The 22,076-nt window shown below is 73.8% G+C and carries 10 protein-coding genes; all 10 read right to left on the minus strand.

All coding sequences use genetic code 11. The annotated features are described in order from the left end of the window. Positions 1 to 83: 83 nt before the first annotated feature. Positions 84 to 4,541 (minus strand): type VII secretion EssC family protein, encoded by a 4,458-nt coding sequence (locus CLV28_RS02660; RefSeq protein WP_100421723.1) that lies wholly within the window; start codon positions 4,539 to 4,541, stop codon positions 84 to 86. Beyond that, positions 4,532 to 5,236: a hypothetical protein gene (locus CLV28_RS02665; protein ID WP_100422350.1), complete on the minus strand. Its 705-nt coding sequence runs from the start codon at positions 5,234 to 5,236 to the stop codon at positions 4,532 to 4,534. The genes CLV28_RS02660 and CLV28_RS02665 overlap by 10 nt, the downstream gene beginning before the upstream one ends. Further along, the gene (locus CLV28_RS02670) at positions 5,233 to 6,933 is read right to left on the minus strand and encodes a serine/threonine-protein kinase (protein ID WP_100421724.1); all 1,701 of its coding nucleotides are present in this window, start codon (positions 6,931 to 6,933) and stop codon (positions 5,233 to 5,235) included. The genes CLV28_RS02665 and CLV28_RS02670 overlap by 4 nt, the downstream gene beginning before the upstream one ends. A 13-nt stretch (positions 6,934 to 6,946) precedes the next feature. Beyond that, positions 6,947 to 8,770: an FHA domain-containing protein gene (locus tag CLV28_RS15950; protein ID WP_100421725.1), complete on the minus strand. Its 1,824-nt coding sequence runs from the start codon at positions 8,768 to 8,770 to the stop codon at positions 6,947 to 6,949. Then, positions 8,770 to 9,552 carry a PP2C family protein-serine/threonine phosphatase gene (locus tag CLV28_RS02680; protein WP_239073154.1) on the minus strand — a complete coding sequence of 261 codons (783 nt, stop codon included), beginning with the start codon at positions 9,550 to 9,552 and terminating at the stop codon, positions 8,770 to 8,772. Before CLV28_RS02680 ends, CLV28_RS15950 begins: the two co-directional genes overlap by 1 nt. Positions 9,553 to 9,608: 56 nt before the next feature. Beyond that, positions 9,609 to 11,156, minus strand: a complete 1,548-nt coding sequence (locus CLV28_RS02685) for an RDD family protein (protein ID WP_100421727.1) — start codon at positions 11,154 to 11,156, stop codon at positions 9,609 to 9,611. After that, positions 11,153 to 13,570 carry a transglutaminase-like domain-containing protein gene (locus tag CLV28_RS02690; RefSeq protein ID WP_100421728.1) on the minus strand — a complete coding sequence of 806 codons (2,418 nt, stop codon included), beginning with the start codon at positions 13,568 to 13,570 and terminating at the stop codon, positions 11,153 to 11,155. The genes CLV28_RS02685 and CLV28_RS02690 overlap by 4 nt, the downstream gene beginning before the upstream one ends. Beyond that, on the minus strand, positions 13,570 to 14,823 hold the full coding sequence (locus CLV28_RS02695) for a DUF58 domain-containing protein (protein ID WP_244900134.1): 1,254 nt from the start codon (positions 14,821 to 14,823) through the stop codon (positions 13,570 to 13,572). Before CLV28_RS02695 ends, CLV28_RS02690 begins: the two co-directional genes overlap by 1 nt. Positions 14,824 to 14,858: 35 nt before the next feature. After that, a complete protein-coding gene (locus CLV28_RS02700; protein ID WP_239073155.1) occupies positions 14,859 to 15,836 on the minus strand; it encodes an AAA family ATPase in 978 nt (325 codons plus the stop codon). A gap of 67 nt (positions 15,837 to 15,903) precedes the next feature. Continuing rightward, positions 15,904 to 22,002 (minus strand): fibronectin type III domain-containing protein, encoded by a 6,099-nt coding sequence (locus CLV28_RS02705; protein ID WP_170062612.1) that lies wholly within the window; start codon positions 22,000 to 22,002, stop codon positions 15,904 to 15,906. Positions 22,003 to 22,076 lie beyond the last annotated feature (74 nt).

Genomic DNA, 22,076 nt, shown 5'->3' on the forward strand with positions numbered 1-22,076 from the left:
GTGGGCCGTGCGGCCCGTTGTCGTGGCAACCGTACCGAACGGCACGGCGCCTGGGTATGGGGAGTTCTCCCCATGCGCACACGTCATCCCACGGGCACCTGGACCCGTGTGACCGCACCGCGTGCGACGTAGTAGCCCCGCCCGGGCGGGAACTCCGCGCGGGAGACCCGGGGCAGAGAGGTCTTGAGCAGCGCGTCGCCGTCCATCGCCTCGGGCTGCAGCAGCAGACCGCGACGGCCGTTCTTCATCTCGGCGAGCAGTGGCCACGGCGAGCTCCACCCGGAGGACTCGGCCTCGGCGACCACGAGACCCTGGCCTCGCTGCGCCGCCTTCATGAGGGCCACGAGCGGAGCGTCCGCAGCCGACTGGAGGTACTCGTCGACGCCCTCGACGAAGATCGCGAACGGTGCGTCCGCACGATCCTGCGCGACGTCCTGGGCCAGGGCGGCGACCGCGTCGACGTCGTGCGCCGTGCGCTCCCAGGCGACGGCGTCCAGGAGCGGGGATCCCGGGCGGCCCGCGAGCACGAGCCGCACCCCGGGGACCGCGCGCACCAGCGACCGCGCGAGCGCCGCGAGCGCGGTCGTGCGACCGCTCCCGACCGGGCCCGAGACGAGGAAGGTGCCCTGCGGAGCCCAGCCCACCGGGCCGAGCGTCTCGTCGCCGATCCCGAGCACCGGCAGCCCCTCCGTCGAGCCGGGCAGGACGTCGGCGGTGTACTCGCGCGGCAGCGCACCGACGCGCGGCGCCTGCGCGACGCCGGCCCGACGCATCGACTCCCCGAGCCGCGCACACGCACGCGCCTGCTCGGCGACCGAGGTCGTGCCGCCCACGACCGCGACCTGGGTCTCGGCGCCGTCGACCACGGCGCGTCCCGGCGGCGAGGCCGGGGTGAGGACGTCGCCCGGGACGTCGAGCAGTCCGTAGCTGTCGTCGGACAGGCGCAGGACGACGTTGCGCTGCACGGCGGACCGCACCGCGGTCGGCACCGCGCCCGCGCGGTCCGCGGTGAGCGCGACGTGGATCCCGAGCTGGCGGCCCTCGGCCAGCACGTCACGGAACACGTCGAACCACGCAGCCCTGCCCGTGCCCGACTCGAAGTCGTCGCGGAACCCGCCGAAACCGTCGACCAGGAGGAGGATGCGCGGTTCGTGCACGTTCCCGGTGAGCGCCCGGTACTCGCTGATGCTCGACGCCGAGGCCTCGGCGAACAGCGGACCGCGCCGGTCCAGCTCGGAGCGCAGCATGCGCAGCAGGCGCACCACACGCTCGACGTCGTCGCCCATCACGACCGACCCGACGTGCGGGAGCGACTCGAGCATCCGCAGGCTGCCGCCCGCGAAGTCGAGCCCGTAGACGTGCACGGGCCCGCCGCGGGGCGTGATCCCGGCCGCGACCCCGAGCGTGCGCAGGACGGTGCTCTTGCCCGCACCACCCGTGCCGTACACCGCGAGGTTGCCGTCGACGTCGGGCCGGAAGTAGATGGGTTCCTGCGCCTGGACCTGCGGGAGGTCGGCGACACCCACCAGGAGCTCGGCGTCGGTGCGCTGGCGCAGCCGGAGCAGGTCGTAGGCCGTCGCGAGCTCGTCGAGCCACGGCCGGCGCGGTGGCTCGACCTGCGCGTGCTTCGCCGCCGCCACGATCGTGCGCACGAGGCGTTCCTGGTCGTTCGGGCCCAGGTCGTCCTCGATCTCGACGACCGTGCCCTCGGGCTCCTCCCAGCGCACCTCGCCGCCGAACCGCAGCGCCGCGACCTCGATCCCGGCGGTCTGCTGCTCGGCCGTCGTCCACCCGCCCGCGTAGGCGGACTGGAAGACCTGCAGGCGCCCCGGCCCGGACTTCGCGACGCCGCGCCCGGGGATGCCCGGGTCGAAGTGCGCGGCGTCGGGCACGCCGACGACGTCGCTCGAGTCGGACTCGTCGGCCATGCGCAGCGCGATGCGCAGGTTGGTGTTGGCGCGCAGGTTGTCCTTGATCACGCCCGCCGGGCGCTGCGTCGCCATCACGAGATGGATGCCGAGCGAGCGCCCTCGCTGGGCGACGTCCACGACCCCGTCGACGAACTCGGGGACGTCGCCCACGAGCGCCGCGAACTCGTCGATCACGATGACCAGCGCGGGAGGTGCGTCCGGGTCCCCGCGCTTCTCGAGCTCGAGCAGGTCCTTCGCCTTCTTGCGGTTGAACAGGTGCTCACGGTGGTGCAGCTCGGCGCGCAGGCTCGTCAGCGCGCGACGCACCAGGTGCTGCGACAGGTCGGTCACGAGACCGACGCAGTGCGGCAGGTTGGTGCACTCGGCGAACGCCGACCCGCCCTTGTAGTCGACGAACAGGAACGTCACGCGGTCGGGGCTGTACTCGGCGGCCATGCCCAGCACCCACGCCTGGAGGAACTCCGACTTGCCCGAGCCGGTGGTCCCGCCCACGAGCGCGTGCGGTCCCTGCGTGCGCAGGTCGAGCTGCATCGGGTCGACGCCGGCCGAGCCCACGATCGCGCGCAGGCTCCCCGCCTTGCGCCGCGTGGGCGGCTGGGTCCGGTCGCGCAGGGAACGGTTCTGCCGCCACCGGTCCACGACCGCGTCGGACGACTCGGCCATCTCGTGCCCCAGCAGCGTCACGAGCGACACCGAGCGCGGGATGTCCGAGGAGTCCTCGACGAGCGCGCCCGCGTCGAACACGGGCGCCATGCGGCGCGCGTACTCGAGCGCGGCGTCCGGCTCGACGACCTCGGGCACGAGGTCGTCGATGGTGCGGCCGAGGCGCACGAGACCGACCCGCGCCCCCGTGGCCGAGACCTGGACATACGTGCGGCACGCCGCCGGGAGGGACGCGACGTCTGCCCCGACCCAGATCGGGAAGACACCCGCGTCGGCCCCCGCCTCGGCGAGCTGCGCCAGGCGCGACCGGTCGACGTCGACGTCGCCCGAGACGACGACGACGATCGCGGGCAGCGGGGACTGCGTGCCGTCGACCTTGCCCTCCGACACGTCGGCGCCGCGGTCGAGGGCCGCGTCGTCCTCGCGGATCGCTCCACGGCGCGCCGCCGCCCCGCGCCGCTCGGCGAGACGCACGCGCACGATCTCTTCGAGCTGCGCCACCAGCGCGCCCGCGCTGCCCGCCGAGTCGGCGAGGTGCGTGCCCTCGATCGGGCTCTGCGCGGACGACGTGTGCGGGAGCCAGGTGAGCCACCGCAGCGACGACGTCCAGTAGGGCGAGACCATCGCGGCGACGACGAGCTCGGCGGGCGAGTGCAGCGCCGTGAGCTGCACGAGCAGCGCGTTGAGGGGGCCGACGAGGTGCTGCTGGTCGCCCGCGAGGCCGATCGCGCCGGCGTCGTGCAGGTTCTCCACGACGGGCACGCCGCTGACCTCGGTGTGCTTCGCGAGCAGGTCGTCGAGCCGCTCCTGGAACTCGGCGAGCAGCTCGCCCTTGCCCGGGGTGTCGACCGTGCAGCGGGTCGGCATCGTGCCCGTGCCGAACCGGACGTTGAGGAACGACCAGTGCTCAGGTCGGCGCGTCCACAGGACCGGTCCGCGACGCATCGCCTCGGCGTACACCAGAGGCGTGGCGGGGGCCTCGACGAGACGGGCCGAGCGCTCGAGAGTCTCCTCGGTCGCGAGCGCGTCGCGCAGCGTCTCGAGTCGCTCGTCGAACCGGGCGATCGCCTTGGCGAGCCGCCGCTTGGCGCGCTGCTTGGACGTGATGTGGCTCCCGATCAGCATGAGGGGGCTCATCAGCACGATCATGAGCGACGACACGCGCCCCGTCATCGCGAACATCGAGACACCGAGCAGGACCGGGGCGAGCAGCGCCAGGAACGGGAAGGTCTGCTCCTCCTCCTCGCGCGGAGGCTCGGGCGCGGTGAACGTCTCCCCCGGGTAGCGCGGCTCGACCTTGGGCGACCGGTTGAAGGGCACCGGCCCGGCCTTGGCGACCACGCCCGCGGTCGCCCGTGCGGCGTGCGGCTCGACCACGAGGAACGTGTCGCCGATCTGCACGGTGACCGCCTGCTCGACCCGGAGCCGGGTCACGGACGCGCCGTCCGCGACCACCCCGTTCGCCGAGCCGAGGTCGACGATCTCGATCGTGTCGCCGATGTCGATGCGCGCGTGGCGCTTGGACGCGAGCCGGTCCGACAGGATGAGGTCGACCCCGGGCGCCCGGCCGACGACGTAGCTGCCCTCCGGCAGGTCGACGGACCGCCCGGCGTCCGGCCCCTCGACCACGCGCACGCTCGCGCGCGGCGTGCGGTCCGTCACGACGCTCGACCGGTACGTGGCGTGGTCGACGAGCGAGAGCCGCGCCCCCGAGCCGATCCACGCCTCGCCGAGCGCGGCGTCGGGCGGCAGGAGCACGGGCGCGTCCTGACCGGGGAGCTGCGCGTGCAGCGTGAGCTGCGGCGGCACCTGCGTGCCGGGCACCGCGCGCGGGTCGCGCGTCGCGACCGTGCGGGCGACCTCGCCGATCGTGGTCGCGGCGTCCGCGGTCACGACCAGGTCGTCCGAGCTGTGGTCCGCACGGACCAGCGTCACCTTCAGGCGCACGAGGAGCCGTCCTTGTCGTCGAGCAGGTGCAGGTCGTCCGCCGTGACGAGACGCGACGCGACCGCGTACTCGACCAGGCGGGCGCGACGGTTGGTCGCGAGCGAGCGGGGGCCGCCGCGCAGTCCCTTGACGCCGATGCGGTCGAGCTTGTCGCAGACCGTGTCGAGCTTGCGGTTGAACGTCGTCACGGGCAGGCCGAGCCGGGCCGCGGCGTCCGCGGTCGACGGGATCTCGGACAGCCCCGTGCCGTCGCGGCGCAGGATCGCCTCGGCGAGCGCGACGATGACCTGCTTCTGGCCGGTGCTGAACCCGACCGCGCCGATCGTCGTCGCGCCGCCCACCGGGTCGTCCGAGCGGATCTCCTGGTAGGGCGCGCCCGTGAGCCGCAGCCCTAGCTCGTACGTCGTCGGGCCGGCCGTGAAGACCACGGTCGTGGTCGGGAAGACGACGGGCAGCCGGGTCCCGGGCGCGAGCCAGGACTGGACCCCGCCGACGGCGTCCGAGACGGTCGCCGAGATGCGCGAGCCTCGGTTGACGAGCCACCAGATGCCCGAGTCCTGCAGCACGCGCAGGAACTGGCGGTGCAGGTACGGGTTGTCGTCGATCGCGAGGTCGCCGTCCCGGCCGACGTCGATCGTCCCCTCGTCGTTCGGGTAGAACCACTCGCCGCAGTACTCGAGCGCGATCTCGCTCACGACGACGCCTCGCCGTCGGCGCCGACGCACAGCTTCTCCGGGTTGGCGGACTCCCGGCCGCCCACGACGACCGCGACCTCGACGCACGTGTCGCCCGACGACGCCGGCGCGACGTACGACGCGACGCTCGTGATGACGGGCGAATAGTCCTTGGCCGGGTCGAGGTTGCGGACGATGTACCGCTGGTCGTCGATCCCCTCGGGGCCCGTCCAGGTGAACTCGATCGTCGAGCCGTCCGCCGAGGGCTCGCCCTGGAGGTCGGTCACGGGCGGCACGATCCCGCCGATGTTGTCGGCGGGGACGTCGTCGACCGCGTCGGTCTCGTCGGCCGTGCGCTCGACGCCCGCCGGCTCGTCGCCCGCGTCGGACAGGAGCGCGAACGCGCCGGCCCCGAGGCCGGCGAGCACGACCGCGCCGACCGCGAACGGGACCCAGCCCGCACGCCCGCCCCGCGCCTGCTCGGGGCCCGGGTGCGCACCGGTCGTGGCGTGCGGTGCGCCCTTCGACGGGTCCTGGCCGTCGGCACCGACCGTGACCGGTCGGTAGAGCGTGTCCTCGACCGCCTCGGCGCTTGCCGGGTCGAAGTACGGCGTCGGCGCGGGCGCCGGAGGTCCGAACGCGGGCGTGGTCGGCCGGGTCCCGGTCGTGGACGGCGACGGGACCGGAGCCGGGGCAGGGGCCCGGCCCCCCGCGGGGCGCAGCACGGTCCCCTCGACCAGGCCCGGGCCGTCCGGGTCGATCGTCACGACCTGCCGGAGCCTCGTGCCCGGGTCGGCGTCGAACGGGTCGTCGGCGACGTCGTCGACCGGGTCCTGGACGACGCCCGTGTCGGCGAGCACGTCGATCGGCGTGGGGGCGAGCGAGAGCTCGGCCTGGACGCTCTGGAACGCGCGCGCGAGCGCGAGCGCCGAGCCGTAGCGGGCGCTCGGGTTCTTCGCCATCGCCGTCGCGAGCACGCGCTCGAGCGACGCCGGGACGTCGGTGCGCCCGATCGGCGGCACGGGCGACGACTCGATCCGGGCCATCATCGCGGCGTTGCCGTTGGAACCGCCCGGCACCTCGAACGGCGTGCGTCCCGCCAGGAGCGAGTACGTGGTCGCGGCGAGGGCCCACACGTCGGTCGCGACCGAGCTCGTCGGCACCTCGGCGAACGACTCGGGCGGCGACCACGGCACCGACATGCCCTCGGCGCGCTCGGCCTGCGCGACGGTCGACGAGATGCCGAAGTCCGTCAGGACCGGGTGCCCGTAGTCGGTCACGAGGAGGTTCGCGGGCTTGATGTCGCGGTGCAGGATCCCGGCGCGGTGCGCGGTCTCGACCGCCCCCGCGATGAGCACCGCGGTGCGCAGCACCTCGGGCACGCCCATCCGCTCGGTGCGGTACCGCGACCCCATGTTGGGCCGCGAGCAGTACTCCATCGCGAGGAACGGGCGGCCGTCGTCCGCGACCCGCGCCTCGTACATCGTGACGATCGACGGGTGCGTCGAGAGCGTCGCCAGGAGGTCGGCCTCGGCGTCGAACGCCGCGCGCTGCGCCTCGCTCGACCACTCCTGGAGCAGCACCTTGACCGCGACGCGACGTCGCGGTCGGTGCTGCTGGTAGCAGTAGACGTCGGAGAAGCCGCCCGACCCGATGGTCGAGACGTACTCGTAGCCGTCGATCCGCGGCGGAGGGGCCGCCACCCTGCGCGAGCTCACTGGTCGTCCTCCGTCACAGCAGGTCGTCGAAGGTCAGGGTGACGTCGTCACCCAGGTCGATCACGTCGCCCGCCGAGACGAGCTCGGGAAGGTGCGGGTGCAGTCGTCGCGGCGCCGCACCCTCGCGTCGCAGCACCGTCCCGTTGGTCGTGTCGAGGTCGTTGACGAGCACGTGCCAGCCCTCGATCCGCACCTCGACGTGCGAGCGCGAGATGTCCTGCTGCGGGCTCGCGACCGTGACCAGCCGCGGCAGGTCGGACGACGCCGCCGTCGTCGAGCGCGGACGCCGACCCACCACGAGCGGGCGGTCGAGGTCGACCGTGCGCCCGTCCGAGACCCGCACCGTGCCCAGCGAGGGCCGTGGCACCTGGACCGCGTCGGCCTCGAGCGACGCGCCGCACGCGACGCACCGCTCGTACTGCGGCGGGTTCGTGCGCCCGCACGCGCACACGCGCGCCAGGACCATCGGCCCGGACGGGCCGGGTGCCGGTGCAGGGCCGGACGCCGCGGACGCGGCCTGCGCCGCGACGCGCAGGCTCGCGATGGCCGACGAGTGCACGGTGTGCGCCTCGAGCTCGTCGTCCGTGGGCGGCGGGGGCGCGGCGGGCCGTCCGGCAGGACCACCCGCGGGGCTCGGCGAGGGCGGGCTCGGGACCGCCGCGGCGTGCACGGGCCCGGGCGTCGACAGCTCGCGCGGGATGCCCGAGATCATGCCCTCGCTCAGCGGTCGCGTCGGCGGGACGGTCGCTTCGGGGACCATCGTCTCGAGCACGACGGGGTCGGGGGCGGCGTCGCCCGCCGGGGAGGGCACGGGGCCGGGGGCTGCGCCGTGGCCCGCCGCGTCGCGGTCCTGCGCGTCGGCATCCTGCGCGTCCTCGTCCTCCTCGAGGGGGCGCACGGCCGCCGCCTCGACCGTGCTCGCGACGGTGCGGCCCCACAGGTGCGTGTAGCCGTCGATCTCGGGCTCCTCGACCGGTGCTGCCTCGACCGGCTCACCGTCGGAGGCCCCGACCTCGTCGAGAGCCTCGTCGGACGGCGCGTGGTCGGACGGCGCGTCGTCGGACGACACGTCCGTCCCGGGCGCAGTGTCGGCGGGAGCATCCGCTGCCGGAGGCTCGTCCGACGACGCGTCGCCCGCGGGCACGCCGGCGCCGGGAGCGTCGTCCGAGGGAGCGACGGCGTCGGGAGCGACGTCCGAGGGGGTGCTCTCTGACGCGGCGTCGCTGAAGGCATCGCCCGACGAGACGTCGGCGGTGGCCTGCGGCTCGGCGAAGGACGCCGGGACGCCCAGCACCGCTCCCGGAGCGAGAGCCGACGCAGGGGCCGACGGGGAGGACGCCGACGAAGGCGACGCCGACGAAGGCGACGGCGCCTCGACCTCGGACGTCGGTGCCTCGGACCCCGACACGACCTGCGTGCCGCGTCGCACGCGCCCGGCGGCCACGACCCCCGCGACCAGCGGGTACGAGCGGGAGCCGGGAATCGCGGACGCGACCACGTCGAACTCGACGACACCGTCGACGGTCCGCTCGGCCCACGTCATGACGCCGCGCCCGTCGACCTCGACGCGACCCGCCGCACCGACGAGCCGGACGTCGACGTCACCGCGCACCGCGACGTGGGTGCCGGCGCCGTCGTCGACCACGATCGCGAACGAGGGCAGGTCGCGCAGGCCTCCCGTGCCGGTCAGCACCTGGAGCAGGTCGAGCACCCCGGCGTCGGCCGTGAGCGCCTGCCACAGCGCGTCGGTGAGCGTCTGCACGGGGCGCTCGGCGAGCAGGACCACGGCCCGCTCGGTCACCAGGGCGCACCCGTCGCCGTCGTCGTAGCGGAGCATCAGCCCACTCCCTCCATCTCTCGGTTCTCGCGCGGCAGCGTGTCGTCCCAGGGGTCCTCGGCGCCCGGGACGGCGGCCGCGGCGTCGGCCCCGGCACGCCCCCGCTCGGCGACGACGTCGACCACGACGACGGTCACGTTGTCACGCCCGCCCGCGGCGAGCGCCTCGGCGACGAGCGCGTCGGCGGCCTCCTGCGGGCCCGCGTGCTCGCGCAGCACCTCCGCGATCCGCGCGTCCGCGAGCTCGCCCGTGAGCCCGTCGGAGCACACGACCATACGGTCCCCCGGCACCATCGGCACGTACCAGAGATCGGGCTCGGGGGCGGGCCACGAGCCGAGTGCGCGCGTCACGACGTGCCGGCGCGGGTGCGTCGCCGCCTCGGCGCGCGTGATCGTGCCGGCGGCGACGAGCTCCTCGACCTCGGAGTGGTCGACGCTCACCTGCTCGAGGCATCCGCCCGACATCTGGTACGTGCGGGAGTCGCCGACATTCACGACGAGCCAGTAGGGCTCGCCGTCCTGCTCGGCGACCACGACGCCCGTGAAGGTCGTCCCGGCGCCCCGCCCGGCGGCGGTGTCGATCGACCGGACCGCGGCCTGCGCGATCTCGAGGTGCGCGACGACGTCCTCCGCCGCGAGGACGCCGAGACCCACGAGCGGGCGGACGGCCTCGATGGCCGCCGCGCTCGCGACGTCGCCGGCCTCGTGCCCGCCCATGCCGTCGGCGACGACGAAGATCGAGCCCTCGGCGACGAAGCTGTCCTCGTTGAGCAGACGCCGCATGCCACGGTGCGACCGGGCGCCGGAGACCAGGTGGTGGCGCGCCCCTGCACGCGCCGTCATCGGTCCGACGCCGCTCGCACCACGAGCCTGCGGTCGCCGACCTGGACGACGGCGCCGTCCGAGACCGGGATCCGGCGGCCGTGCTCCGCGAGCACGGGAGGCCCGACCTGCGGGACCACGACGGTCCCGCTCGTCGAGCCGAGGTCCTGGACCCACCAGCCGCCGTCGACGCCGAGCTCGAGGTGCGTGCGCGACACCGTGGGGTCGTTGAGCGGGACGAGCAGCACGTAACGCGGGTCCGCGCTCCGAGGGCTGCGCCCGAGCAGCGCGGGCCCCGTGACGTCGAACCGTTCGCCCGACTCGAGCTCGATCGAGTACCCGACCGGACGCGGCGTGCCGAGCGCGCCTCCGCCGCCGAGGTGCGTGTGCTCGTCGAACTCGTCTCCGGGGGCGTTCTGTGCCTGCGGCCACGCGGGCGCGGGCGCAGGGGCGGCAGAGGGCGCAGGCGCAGGGGCCGGCACAGGAGCAGAGGCGTGCACAGGCGCAGGAGCAGGAGCGGGTGTCGGCATGGACGTCGGCACGGGTGCGGGAGCAGGAGCAGGAGCAGGAGCAGGAGCAGGAGCAGGAGCAGCGAACTGCCCGGGCGCGGGGGCCGGGGCCTGCGCGGGCACCTGACCGGACATCCCGGGGACGCCCGTGATCGGTCCCGCGATCGCGGCGGGATAGCCACCAGCCACGGGTGCGGGTGCGGGCGCCTGCAGGCCACCGGCGTTCTGACCGGCACCGCCCTGGGCACGGCCGTTCTGGAAGCCGTCGTTCTGGAACGCCTGCCCCTGCGGCCCAGGCACCGACCCGACGGGCGCTCCTGGGAAGGGCTGCCCGTAGCCCGGCCCGGGCGTGGCGATGCTCTCGAGGGACGGCGTGCGCGCGGGGGCGAAACCGCCGCCCCGCACGTCGACCACGACCGTCCCCGCGGCCTTGTCGTGCCAGCCCTGCCGACGCACGGGGTCGAACCGGGGGCTCACGAGCAGCAGCACGAGCGGGAGCAGCGCGAAGGCCGAGCCCACGGCGAGCAGGAGCCACCGCACGAGCCCGCGCCCGACGCCGGGATTCCCGAGGTTCTGCGCACCGAGCGTGCGGATGCCGAGCACGGCGCCGCCGAGCGTGCGTCCGGTCGCGCCCTCCACGACACCGAGGGCGATCGCCCACACCGCGATGACGGCGAGTGAGACGACCTGCGTGCGCGCCGGGTCCATGGCGGCGTCGGGGTCGGCCAGCAGCAGCAGGATCGCGACGACGACCTCGACCACGATCAGCGCGACGAGGTCGATCGCGAAGGCCCCCACGCGGCGTCCGACACCGGCGAGGGGGGCCGCGGCGAGCGGCGTCCCTGCCCCGGCCGGCGCACCCAGGAGGCCCTGGCCCGACGCCACGCGCGGCGGGCCGCCGAGCTTCTCGGTCGTCGCGGCGAACCGCTGCTCGGAGTGCTCCGGAGCGCTCGGCGCGGCGGGGGCCAGTGCCTGCACGGGCGAGCCACAGGTCGTGCAGTAGGTCGCGACCTCGGGTATCACGGCACCGCACGCGGCGCACACCTGGGTGCTCATCTCGTCCCCTCTCGCGTCGCGCCCGTCGCGCGCCGTCCTTGTCCTCGCAACGAGCGCAGCGACACCGCGCCCCGCACGCGCGCACGCCACCCGGCGTCCTTGCGCATGGCCCGCACCGTACCGTCCACCCCGGTCCAGTACGTCCCCGCGTCCGCCTCCGAGGGCAGCGCGGTACCGAAGACCGAGACGTCGGCCGAGTGCGCGAGCACCGCGACGGCGGACCTGTCCGCGGTCGGGAACGACTCCACGAGCTGCGCGGCACCCTCGGTCCGCGTCGCGCCCAGCGCGACCGGTCGGCCCAGGTCCGTCGCCGTGTCGACGACCTCGCTCCACCCGCCGCTGTAGCGGTCGACGGCGCGGGGCGCGGTACGGCGTCGCGTACGGCGTCGTGCCTTCGCGGCCAGGATCGCCGCGAAGGGAGCCGCCACGAGTGCGAGCGGGACGACCACGACGGTCGCGATCAGCGCGGCCCGACCCCAGTCGAAGCCCTCGGTGTCGACGATCTCGTCGTCGTCCTCGGCGTCGCCGACGTCGGCCTGCGACGGCTCCTCCGGCGGCACTGGGTCGTCGATGACCGGCGGCTTGGGCACCTTCTCGGTCTTGGGCCGCGGCTTGGCGGCGACGTCGTCGTCCGGGATCGCGTCGATCGGGACCCAGCCGTAGCCCGCGAGCGGGACCTCGATCCAGGCGTGCACGTCGCTGCCCGTCGCGACCCAGGGGGCCCCGTCGACGAGCTCGCCCTCGTCCGGGTAGAAGCCCATGACCACGCGCGCCGGGATCCCCGCCTGGCGGGCCATGAGCGCGAAGGCGACGGCGAACTGCTCGTCGTCGCCGACCATCGTGTCGCCGCCGAGCAGCTCGTCGATGCGCGCCGTCGAGTGGCCGGGGCGCGACGGGGCCTGGTTCGCGAGGCCGCTCGAGTACACGCCGTCCGCGACGATCGCGGTGCGGATGTTCAGGAGGCGCTCGACGAGGTCGGTCTCGTCCCCGCCGAACTGGCTCGCCTTGGCGACGGCCGAGTCGGGCACGTTGATCGCCTGCGGGAGCGGCTCGTCCACGACGGTCGACCCGCCGAGGTCGTCGACGCTCGGCACGTCGGGGACGAGCGCGCTGAGCGTGTAGGTGTCGCCTTCGCGGATCCCGGCCGACGCGATCGCGGTCCCCGTCGTCGAGTTGTAGTACGTCGACGCGAGCAGGTCCGCCGCACGCGGCCCCTCGTAGTCGATCGCGGTCAGGGTGCCGACGTCGGGCAGCCACGGGCCGTGATAGCCCTTGACGGTGATCCGGACGTCGGCCGGCGTGCCGGTCGCGTCGGTCAGGATCTTCGGGCCGACCCGGCTGAAGACTCCCGAGCCCGGCTCGCCGTTCGACACGTCGTAGACCACGCCGTCGTAGGTGTCGAGCGTCGCGATCCGCACGCGACCGCCCGCAGGCAGCCCCTCGACCGTGAGCATCTCGACGTCGGCGTTGGTCTTGGCGTAGTCGCGGAACCCGACGAGCGGGCTCGTGTACTCGTGCAGGTCCGGCGGTGGCACGACCGTCTCGCGCAGCACCGTGCGGTCCCCGGGAGAGATCGCCGGGGCCGCGAGCGCCGCGACCGCGACCGCGACCAGCACGAGGGACGTCCCCGTGAGCAGACGGTGTCGACGCAACCGGCTCGTCGCGTCGGCCGAGGCCTGGGTGATCTCGCCCTGTCGGGCGATGCGCGCCTCGGTCACGCGCCACGACGACCACAGCAGCCCGACCGCGACGAGCACGAGGCCCTGCGCGAGGGGCCACGCGGTTTCGGTCGTGCCGAACGCGATCACGAGCGCGAGCGTGAGAGCGGGCGGGACGACCGCCCACGCGGCGGCCCGCGCACGCCAGGCGATCGTCGCGGTCGTCACTCCCGCGAGCAGGAGCAGGAGGAACGGCAGCACCTTGAGCTCGGGGAACCCGCCGAGCGGGGGGACGTCGGTCAGCGCGTCCTTCCACACCGTCACGGACGACTCGAGCAGCTCGCGCAGCGTGTCCAGGGTGGGGACGACGCCCGCGACCGTCGTGTCGGGCAGCGCGACCGCCCCGCCGACGAGGAGGTACGCGACGACGGTCGCGGCAGCGACGGCGACGGCGGGCCAGCGGCGCACCGCCCCGACCCACGCGACGACCAGACCGAGGACGAGCCCGGCGGCGGCCGGGACGACCCACGTCGAGTCGCCCCAGACCGGGCCGAGGCCCACGGCCGCGGCAACCAGCAGCACGACGACGACGAGCCCGTCGGCCAGGCCGCCGAGCGTGAGCGCGCGCCGCGGGCGGCGTCGGCCCTGACCCGCGGGGGTCGTGGGCGCGGTGTGCGGCCCTGCGCCGCCCCACTGCGGGACGACGACCTCGTCGATCCCGGGGGGCGTCACGGCCCCCTGCACGGTGGTGGACATCAGTCGTTCAACCTCCGCATGGCCCGGGGCAGGTCGTCGAGCGTGCCGAGCGTCAGCACGACCAGGTCGGCGATCGTGTGCCGTGCGAGGGTCTCCCCCGGCACGCACTGCACCGCGATGGCGCGCACGTCGGCGGGGAGCCGCGCCGCGGCGGCTCGCAGGTCGGCAGGCGCGGGCCGCGACCCGACGACGAACGCCACCACGGACGCGTCGCGCAGGGACGCGTGGGCCGAGCGCACGACGTCCGCGAGCTGGAGCCGCGTCGCGACGGTCTGCACGGCCGAGAGGTCGTCGAGCATGCGCGTGCGGTCCGTGCCCGCGAGCGTGCCCGCGTGCGTGAGCAGCGTCAGCGCGCCCGACTCCATGAGCGCCTGGCGCCCGAGCGACCCGGCCACGCTGACCGCCATCTCGAACGACTCCGCGTCGGCAAAGTCGTCCGCACGCGTCGAGAGCACGACCGCGAGCTGCGACCGCCGCGTCTCCTCGAACTGCCGCACGACGAGCTGCCCCGTGCGCGCGGTCGACTTCCAGTGCACGTGCCGCCGGTCGTCGCCGGCGACGTAGTCGCGCAGCGCGTGGAAGGAGATGTCGGACTGCGACAGGTCGCTCGTCGCTCGTCCCTCGAGGTCACGGATGTACCCCGCCGACGTACCGCTGAGTCGCACGGTGCGTGGGTGCACCACGAGCTGGTGCGCGTCGTCCCACACGACCTCACGGCGCAGCAGGCCCAACGGGTCGGCGCGCACCGAGCGCACCGGCCCCACGGGGATCACGGCGCGTCGCGACGTCGGCACGCGGAACACGTCCTCGTGGGCGGCGCCCGCCGCGAGCCGCGGGACCGGGAACGTCGCGACGCCCCGACCCACGACGAGCTCGACGGTCGCGGGCAGCGCGGGTCGCGCGCCGGCGTTCGTCACGAGCAGGCGGCCGAACGCGCGGTCCCCGACGACGACGCGGTGGTCGGCCAGGTCGACGCCGATCTCGTAGCGCAGCCGCCCGAGCACGAACACGACCGCGCCCAGGAGCGCCACGGTGCACACGACCGCGACGACCACGAGCTCCTCCCACCCGAGCGCGAGGCCCGCAGCCCAGCAGGCGAGGGTGGCGACGAGCACGGCCCAGCCGAACGGGCTCACGAGCGCCAGGACGGGCCGCGCGGCCGCGCCGGCGCGGCGCACCGCCGCGACCGGGCGGGCCGTGACCCGCACGAGCGGGGCGCTCGCGCGCGCGAGCGTGCGACGCCCCGAGGTCACGAGGCGGGAGTCTGCGAAGGAGGGACGGGACATGGTCAGGCCGACATGCGTTCCTGCGGCGGGGCGACCGCGGCGAGCACGTCGTCGATCACGCCCTCGGCCGTCGCCCCGGCGAACTCCGCCTCGGCGTCGAGCACCACGCGGTGAGCCCACACGGGCTGGAGCAGGTGCTTGACGTCGTCCGGCAGCACGTAGTGCCGACCCTGGGTCGCGGCCCAGACCTTGGCGCAGCGCACGAGCGCGAGCGCGCCACGCACCGAGACGCCCAGCCGGGTGCTCGACGACTCGCGCGTCGCCTCCGCGAGCCGCGAGACGTAGTCGAGCACCGCACCGTCGACGTGCGTGGTCGCCGCGAGGTCGGCCATCTCGGTCACGGCCTGCGTCGTGACGATCGGGGACAGCGCCGCGCTGCGGTCTCGCACCGACGCCGCCGCGAGGAGCTCGACGGTGGCCGCGTGGTTCGGGTAGCCGATCGAGGTCTTGATCAGGAACCGGTCGAGCTGTGCCTCGGGCAGGCGGTAGGTGCCGGCCTGCTCGATCGGGTTCTGCGTCGCGACGACCATGAACGGGCGTCCCACGGAGTGCCGGACGCCGTCGACCGTGACGTTGCCCTCCTCCATGACTTCGAGCAGCGCCGACTGCGTCTTGGGCGACGCACGGTTGATCTCGTCCGCGAGCACGACCGACGCGAAGATCGGACCCTCGTGGAAGTCGAACGACCCGGTCTTCTGGTCGTAGATCGTCACGCCCGTGACGTCGGACGGCAGGAGGTCGGGCGTGAACTGGATGCGCTTGTGCGACCCCTGCACGCTCGCCGCGATGGCGCGCGCCATCGCGGTCTTGCCCGTGCCGGGCGCGTCCTCGAGCAGCAGGTGCCCCTCGGCGAGCATGCAGGTCATCGCGAGACGCACCACCTCGTCCTTGCCCAGGACGGCGGTGCCGACGTTCTGGGTCAGGCGTGTGAACGTCTGGGCGAACCAGGTCGCCTGCTCGGGAGTCATGGTCGTGGTCATCGGGAGTCCTTCTGATCGGTCGAGGTGCGGACGGTGGACCCGGAGGCGCCGCGTGGCGCCTCCGGACCTACCAGTTCGATGCCTTGCCCCACTTGTCGGTCGACGTCCACGCCGTCTCACTGACGTCGTGGTAGCAGGAGAGCTGCATCGAGGCGTAGCCGTCGGCGTTGGTGCGACCCGGGTTCGCGTAGCTGTTCGTCCAGTTGGGGTCGTGGCAATGCGCGGTGAAGTCGGTGTTGGGCTGGGCATAACGGACCGTGACCACCATGTAGGCACAGTTGTTACGGCAGTCGGACATCGAGACGCGTGACCCGGCGGACGACGTCAGCTCGACGTCGAACGCGCTCCCGCTCGCGCAGTCCTTGGCACTACCGCCCTCGCCGTTGGCCGCCGTGACGGTGATGCAGACCTCCTTGGACTGGCCCGGACCCGCCGAGACCGTCCTCGATCCGCTGGCACCCACGGTCCCGCTCGCCGCGCCCGAGAGCGTCGCGGTGTAGCTGCGCCCGTTGCCGGAGCTGCTCCAGGAGAAGGACACGCCGTTGTTCGCCCGGGACGCCGAGATCTGCGGCGTCGGGATCGGCCCGTACGTCGAGACGGACGCCGACCCGGACCCACCCGGGGTGGTCACGCCGCCGACCTTGACGACGGCACGGACGTAGACGTCCTGCGTCTTCCCGTTGGTGAAGCCGCTGACGGTCCCGCCGCTCGAGAAGGCGCTCCAGGAGTTGTTGTCGCGGGACACCTGGTACGAGAGCTCGCCGGACGCGACGCCCGCGACGGACATCGCCGAGAACGTCACCTTGGCCTGCCCGTTGGAGCCCGTCGGGGTGGCCTTGACCCCCGTGACGGTGCCCGGCTTGGCATAGGCACGCACCGCGTTCGACTTGCCCGACCACGGCGCGGTCATCTTGAGCTCCTCGGTCGCCCGGTTCTTGGCCTTGACCCGGAACTGGTAGCCCGACGTGCTGGCCTTGAGGTCCACGGCCTGCGAGGTGGTCGCGCCCTTGACCTCGAGCGTGCTCTTGAGCGAGCTGCCCTCGTAGACCTCGAGCACGTAGCCCGAGATGTCAGAGCCACCGTTGTCCGACGGCGCCTTCCACGACACCTCGGCCTGCACCGTGCTGCCGAGGCCGCCCATCGAGACGGTCGGGGTGCCCGGTGCGCTCGGCACGGTCGTGGGCGTCTCGGCCTTGGACGCGACGCTCCAGTCCGACGGCAGGGGCGCGTCGTTCACGGCCTGCACCATCACGGTGTACGGCGTGCCGTTCGCGAGGCCGTCCCACACGATCTCGGTGCCGGTCACGCCCTTCTTCTCGGCCGATCCGGTCGGCGGTGCGGGCGAGATCATGAGGTTGACGGAGTGGATGGGCGACCGGTCGGAGTAGGTCTTGTTCTCCCAGGTCACCGTGAGCTGTCCGTCGCCCAGACCCAGCGTCGGGGCGTCGGGCGCGTCGGGGCTCTGGTCCGGGCGCGCCGGTGGCGAGGGCGGCGACGGGTCGGACGGGCCGACCTTGTTCTCGGCGACGACCGTGAACGTGTAGGTCACGTCGTTCGTGAGTCCCTCGAGCGTGCACGTCGTCGTCTCGCACGCGAAGGTGTCGCCCTGGTCCGACGTCACGACGTAGCCCGTGATGGGGGTGCCGTTGTCGGCGCGCGGCTCCCACGAGAGCACCACGGTCTTGCTGCGGACGTCGTCGATCGTCGGGATGGCCGGCGCGTCGGGACGTCCCAGCACCGTGAGCGTGATCTTGCCCTCGACCTCGCGGTCAGGGTCGTGGGTCGAGTCGCCGATCCGGTACACCACGACCATCGACCCGTGGAACTCGGGGTTGGGCGTGACGACGACCGAGTCCCCGTCGATCCGGACCTCGCCGTCGGGGTTCGTCAGTCGTGCCGACTTGAGGTCCAGGCCCGTCCCCTCGTTCTTGAACGGGTCGATGTCGTTGCCGAGCACGTCGACCGTGCTCGCGATCCCCTGCGTGGCCTCCGCGACGACGTCCTCGTTCGCGACTGCGAGAGGCCGGGTCGAGGCGACCACGCTCACGCGCAGGCTCGTCGCGACGGGTTCGCTCTCGCCGTCCGTGACCGTCACGGGAACGTCCGCGACCGTGCCCTTGACCGCGCTCGGGTCGGCCTCCGCGGTGACCGTCGAGCCGACGAGCGTCAGGGTCACGCCCGCGGGCGCCCCTTGCCCGACGGTGAACGTCAACGGGTCGCCGTCGGCGTCCGTCGCGGTCTTGGCGAGGTCGAGCGTGCTGTGGTCGCCCGACGAGACGTCGAGCGCCGAGGCCTGCATCTCGGGCGGCACGTTGGCCGGCGGGAGCACCGTCACGGGCACCGAGAGCACCGAGGTGAGGCCGTCCGGATCTCCAGGCCCGTCGCCGTCGGTGACCTCGAACGAGACCGTCGCGGTCCCGGTGAACTCCGGCTGCGGCGTGAACGTGAGCGACGTGGTGTCGGGCGCCGTGACGTCCCCGTTGAGCGCGCGCAGCGAGCTCGCGCCGGTCAGGCGCACCGAGCGCCCGTCGGCGGCGACGACCTGGTCGGAGAGCGCGAAGGTCAGCTGCTCGCCGTCGAGCACCGAGAGCTCGGGCGCGCCGGGGCGGAGCATCGGCGGCTGCCGGTTCTCCGGGTCGTCCGCCGCAGCGTCCTCCGAGCCCGGCAGCGGCGGGACACGGACGAACGCCTGCCCGGCGAGACCGTCCTGGTCGGTCACCACGTAGCGCAGGAGCTGCGGGGCGTCCGTGAGCTCGACGGTCATGACCCCGTCGTCCCCGACCGTCGCGGTCGGCGCCTCGGTCGAGACCTCGAGGGCGTCCGCGGTGCCGTCGGGGTCGGCGTCGTTGTCGAGCACGTCGACCGTGACGCTCGTCGCGTCGACGACGTCCTCGTCGGGCACGACGTCGTCGTGCGGCACGGGCCGCAGGAGCGGAGCCTCGGCGTCGACGGTCACGGAGACCGCGGCCGACGCCCGCGCGCCGAACGTGTCCTCGATCGTGTAGTAGAAGCCCTGCGTGCCCTCGTCCTGCGTCGTCACGACGATCGACGTGCCCTGAGCGGTCGGCTCGAGCGTGCTGTCGTCCGAGATCTCGCTCGCCACGAGCGAGATCGCGTTGCCCTCGGGGTCGGAGTCGTTCGCGAGCGCACTGATCGCGACGTCGCGGCCCGGGCGCACGAGCGCGACGTCGTCGGTCGCGACCGGCGGCTGGTTGAACTGCGGCGGTGCCGCGATCCCGACGCGCACCGTGCCGGTCGCGCTGAGGCCGCGCGAGTCCTTGACCTCGTACGTGAAGCTGTCGGTGCCGGTCGCCGAGTCGATCGGGCTGTACACGACCGCGCCGTCGTCGACCTTGACCGATCCCATCGTGGGTGCGCTCGTGACGCGGGTCAGCCGGACCCAGTCACCGTCCGCGTCGATCCCGGCGGTCGGGATCTCGATGCGCACCTGCTGACCCGCGAGCGCCCGGGCGACGACGTCGCGCGGCTGGGGCGGCGAGTTGTCCTCACCCTCCTGGATGCGGATCGTGATCTGCGCCGAGTCGACCTGGCCGTTGACGTCGCGCACCGAGTAGACGGCGTGCGCGGTCCCCGCGTCGTCGCCCGCCTTGAAGCGCACGATGTCGCCCGAGACGAACGCGTCGCCGAGTCCGGGCTCCGTGTTCTCGGTCAGCTCGTCGACCAGCTCGATCGAGAGGCCGTCGGGGTGGGTGTCGTTGCGCAGCACGGGGATGTCGACGACGTCACCCGTGTGGACCACCACGTCGTCGGCGACCGCCTGGGGCGGGGAGAACTCCTCCGGCTCGGGCACCGGCATGACGCGCACCGTGCCCGTCGCGGTCGCCGTGCCGTTGGACACGGTGTAGCGCACGAGGACGGTCGACGCGGGTCGGCGGAGCTCGGTCACGCGCAGCACCTGGTGCGCGAGCACCGCGACCGTGACGCCCGCGTCGTCGGCGACCTCGACGTCCTGCACGACGAGAACGCCGCCTGACGGGTCCTGGTCGTTCGCGAGCACGTCCACGAGCGCGGATCCGCCGCTGGGCAGCAGCACGACGTCGTCGACGACGATGGGCGGGGCGTCCTTGGCCTCGGGGTCGACGACGTCGACCCGGACCACACCGGTGACCGTCTCGGGGCCGTCGGTCACCTTGTAGAGCACGTCGTAGGCCCCGACCTCGGGGGCGGTGAAGCGGAACGTGCCCGCGCCGACGTTCGTGCTGATCGTCGCGCCCTTCGCCTGGTCGACGCCCGCGAGCCGCAGCTCGTCCCCGTTGGGGTCGGTGTCGTTCGTCAGCGGCTCGACCGTGATCGTCTCGCCCGCGGGCACGGTCACGTGGTCGGCGACCGCGACGGGCGGGAGCGGCTCGTTGGGCTTGACCTGGACCCAGAGCTGCCCCTCGGCGACCATCTTGCCGTCGCTCACGGTGATCTTGACCTCCTTGCGCCCCGTCGACCCTCCGGCGTCGCGGAAGGTCACGGTGCCGTCGGGCCGGGCCTCGACGTCGTCCTTGCCCTCGACCTCGGCGCGCACGAGCTGGAGCGGGTCCCCGTCGGGGTCGCGGAAGTACTGCAGCACGTTGATCGAGGCGGTCGTGCCGCGCTCGAGCGTGAGCACCGGGGTGCCGATCTGCTCGGCGCCCTCGTTCTTGTCCCAGGGCGAGATCGTGAGCTTGACCGTTGCCTCGTCGGTGCCGCCGCGTCCGTCGTCGACCTGGTAGGTGAACGTCGCGGTCCCGGTCGCGTCCTCGGGGACGACGGCCTGCAGCGCACCGCCGTCGAGCACCCGCTGGACGTCGAGGTTCTCGGGGCCGTCGCCCTTGACCGTCGCGGTCATGACGTCGCCGTCCGGGTCGATGTCGTTGCCCAGCACCGGCAGCAGCGTCGACGTGCCCGGGCGGACGCCGAACGCGTCGTTCGCCGCGACCGGGTCGCGGTTCTTCTCGCCACGGTTGACCAGGAACTCGTCGGTCACCTCGGGGATGGTCTCGGACGCGTCGGACTCCTCGCCCTCGGCCGCGCTCTCGTCGACGGGGACCTCCCAGTCGTCGACCTTCTCGAACTGCTCGGCGGCCATCCACACGGTGCCCGAGGCGAGGTCGTTGAGCACGACGACCTTGCGGTTGACGCGGTACTCGAGCGGGTTGTCCTCGTCGAACCCGTCGAGGGTGCCGGCGACGTCGTGCGCGTCGCCCGCGCAGTCGCGCAGGTACTTGCCCGATCCGGACCACGCGCCGTAGTAGCAGCCCGCGACGTGCACGGGGGCGGCGGGCGTCCCGATCGCGTCGTGCACGACCGCCTCGCCGCCACCGAGCGGCTGGATCACGAAGGTCGAGCTCGTCGCGTACGCGACCTCGTCGCTCGCGGCGCTCGGCTGCTGAAGGCGGCTGCGCCCGGCGTCGCGGACCTCTACCTCGTCGCCTCCCGGCAGCGTCAGCAGGCCGCTCGTGCGGTCGAGCACCACGAGGTCGGAGCCGACCGCGGTCGCATCCAGCTCGTCACCCGCCGCGACGTCCAGGCTCGAGGTCGAGACCTCGCCCGGGTTCCCGTCCGCGTCGGTCGCGACGTGCACGACCTGGCCCGCCGCGGCCGAGACCGCGTACACGTCGCCGGTGGTCGCCCCCACGAGCAGGCTCGGCCCGCCGAGCGTCGCGGTGGGCTCGGTCTCCTCGGCGTCGAACCTGCGCAGGTCCTCGAAGGGCAGGACCCACAGCTCGTCCTTCTTCCCGTCCACGACCGCGACGGCGGCACCGGCCATCGCCACGGTCGCCTGCTCGGGGAGGTCGGCGGTCGCGGTGTAGTCGAGCCGCGCCGGGTCGATGGTCTTGGCCGCGGCCGACGACGAGTCGTCGAGCAGCACCTGGCCCGCGTCCTGGAGGACGTCAAAGGTCGCCGACCCGACCACGACCTCGCCGTCGATCGCCTGCGCCTCGTCGTTGAAGCGCGCGACCTGGGCCCCGGCCGAGCGGGTGATCCACACGCCCGAGTCGTTCAGGTCGATGTCGGCGGTCTCCTCGCCCTGCGCCGTGACGGCGAGCGCGACGAGCACGGTCGCGAAGACCGTGACGGCGCCGGCGGACGCGATCGATCGTCCACGACCACGAAGTCGTCCCAACACACCCACAGAAACCGCTCCCCCGCGCTCGCCGACGTCGACCTCCGGCATCGCTGCACAGGATGCTCCGGTCAACTGCGGCCATACCATAGCCGCTCAGGTGCTGCGAGCGTGAATCCGTCCGG

The organism is Sediminihabitans luteus, from assembly GCF_002797595.1.
In the GTDB taxonomy this organism is placed as follows: domain Bacteria; phylum Actinomycetota; class Actinomycetes; order Actinomycetales; family Cellulomonadaceae; genus Paraoerskovia; species Paraoerskovia lutea.

Bases quoted from the DNA above. Each gene is read 5' to 3' on its own strand.
- CLV28_RS15950 (WP_100421725.1), bottom strand. From the start codon at position 8,770: ATGCTCCGCTACGACGACGGCGACGGGTGCGCCCTGGTGACCGAGCGG.
- CLV28_RS02680 (WP_239073154.1), bottom strand. From the start codon at position 9,552: ATGCGGCGTCTGCTCAACGAGGACAGCTTCGTCGCCGAGGGCTCGATC.
- CLV28_RS02685 (WP_100421727.1), bottom strand. From the start codon at position 11,156: ATGAGCACCCAGGTGTGCGCCGCGTGCGGTGCCGTGATACCCGAGGTC.
- CLV28_RS02690 (WP_100421728.1), bottom strand. From the start codon at position 13,570: ATGTCCACCACCGTGCAGGGGGCCGTGACGCCCCCCGGGATCGACGAG.
- CLV28_RS02700 (WP_239073155.1), bottom strand. From the start codon at position 15,836: ATGACCACGACCATGACTCCCGAGCAGGCGACCTGGTTCGCCCAGACG.
- CLV28_RS02705 (WP_170062612.1), bottom strand. From the start codon at position 22,002: ATGCCGGAGGTCGACGTCGGCGAGCGCGGGGGAGCGGTTTCTGTGGGT.